Origin of the sequence: Brotaphodocola sp., assembly GCF_050873065.1 — a bacterium.
In the GTDB taxonomy this organism is placed as follows: Bacteria; Bacillota; Clostridia; order Lachnospirales; family Lachnospiraceae; genus Brotaphodocola.
This window is the reverse complement of sequence record NZ_JBNMIC010000120.1, coordinates 1-1,965: the sequence shown is the minus strand read 5'-3', so window position 1 is coordinate 1,965 and position 1,965 is coordinate 1. Positions and strand designations below refer to the sequence as shown.

2 protein-coding genes and 1 pseudogene are annotated in these 1,965 nt (G+C 47.1%); all 3 read right to left on the bottom strand.

Going from position 1 to position 1,965, the window contains the following annotated elements:
* Positions 1-195 precede the first annotated feature (195 nt).
* Positions 196-462: a sporulation transcriptional regulator SpoIIID gene (gene spoIIID / locus ACR0QE_RS13390; protein WP_432628831.1), complete on the bottom strand. Its 267-nt coding sequence runs from the start codon at positions 460-462 to the stop codon at positions 196-198.
* A 66-nt stretch (positions 463-528) separates the two neighbouring features.
* Positions 529-720 carry a DUF3791 domain-containing protein gene (locus ACR0QE_RS13385; RefSeq protein WP_432628830.1) on the bottom strand — a complete coding sequence of 64 codons (192 nt, stop codon included), beginning with the start codon at positions 718-720 and terminating at the stop codon, positions 529-531.
* A gap of 86 nt (positions 721-806) precedes the next feature.
* Positions 807-1,965: pseudogene (locus tag ACR0QE_RS13380) on the bottom strand (phenylacetate--CoA ligase family protein); the annotation flags it as partial.

The window sequence follows — 1,965 nt, the reverse complement described above, 5'->3', positions numbered from 1 at the left end:
CAGCCCGCCTGCGCGAGCACCCCATTCAATTCATGGTTCTTCGAACCACCTAGTATTATAACCTCTCCATCCGATAATGCAAGCTTTTCCGGCATTTTCGCCTTGTTTTTCTTTCGATACGGTGCTTTGTGATGCCAATCCCATTGTTTCCTCGCATTCTTAGACACGAACTTACGGGACAAAAGGCGCAGTCCGCTACATCGCTGCCTGCTCGTGTTGATGCGCATACTTCTCCTTCGTTGCCATCCCGCCGCGGATATGGCGCTCCGATTTGTTGACATCAATTACTTTACGTGCCTCCGCCGCAAGCGATGGATTCACCTGCTCTAAACGCTCCGTGACATCCTTATGTACCGTACTTTTACTGATTCCAAAATTCTTTGCTGCCTGCCGCACCGTAGCGTTGTTTTCAATCATATAATTAGCGATCTCGATAGCCCGCTCCTCGATATATGTTTTCAAAAAAATACCTCTGCATTACTGTGTTTGTACAGTTTATGCAGAGGTAGTGTATCTCATAACTTATAATTACTTGTTGATTTTCTTTTCCTTCAGAAACTCTGTGATGTCATCAAGAACAGTCTCATCACCCTCACATTGGAAAATCCCATAACCTTTTTCTATGTATTCCAAAACATTAAATCTTTTGAATAATTCAACAATCTTCTCTATTGGCAAACACCATTCTTCTGAAGCCAGTCTTATTAATCTTGTCTGCATAAAAAGAATCTCTGCCTGGTCTTCATCTCATGCTCAAAAGAACATTGACTTTTCAACTGTAAATTCCACTATAGTATCCGATATTTCTACAGTTCCCTGTGATCGATCACGCGCTTCGTCTTCTTCTCCGAACGTGGCAGCGTTCCGACCGGAACAACCGTGATTCGCGGTGTGACACCGATTCTTGACTTAAACAGTTCATGCAGATGCTCCTTGGCTTTCTCAAAGCTGACACGTCCTTCTGCCTCACAGGTGATGAGCATGACATCTTTGTTGATTTCATCATCGTGTGCGATGTTGATGTTGTACTCGCTGGATACACCGTCCACCTGAGAGAGAAGTTCCTCAATCTGGCTCGGGAACATATTGACACCGTGTACCTTGAACATGTCGTCGCTTCGACCCTATCGATTCTCGGATATTTCTTGCATCGCTCACAGTTGCAGCTGGTCGGTACAATGCGCGAAATATCGTGTGTACGGAAACGGATGAGCGGAGCCCCCTCCTTGACGAGTGTTGTGATAACAATCTCGCCCTCTTCTCCGTCCGGCACGGTCTTGCCGGTCTTCGGATCGATGATCTCAATGTAAATATAATCATCCCAATAATGGATTGCCGACTCGCCCGGACAGTTGATACCGATACCCGGTCCATAGATTTCCGTCAGTCCATAGATATCAAACAGTTCAATGCCTAAGCCGTCCCTGATGCTTTTGCGCATCTTATCACTCCAGCGCTCCGAACCGATCACGCCTTTTTTCAGGCGGATCTTATCCTTTAATCCACGCTTCTCGATTTCTTCTGAGAGAAGCAAAGCATAAGAAGAGGTTGCTGTAATGACGGTGGACTGAAGATCAACCATCATCTGCAGCTGCTTGTCGGTGTTACCAGGTCCCATCGGGATTGCCATGGCTCCGAGCTTCTCGCAGCCGAGCTGGAAGCCGATTCCTGCAGTCCAGAGACCGTAACCCGGTGTAATCTGGATGCGATCCTTCTTCGTGATTCCGGCCGTCTCGTAACATCTTGCGAACATCGTTGCCCAGTCATCTACATCCTTTGCGGTATAAGGGATGATGACCGGTTTGCCGGTGGTTCCGGAAGAGGAATGGATTCTTACAACCTCTTCGTCCGGCACTGCCTGGATTCCAAGCGGATACGCGTTGCGCAGATCATCCTTGCTGGAGAATGGAAGGTTCTCAAATTCCTCCTGACTGGATACGCCTGTGATATTCAATTCCTTATATT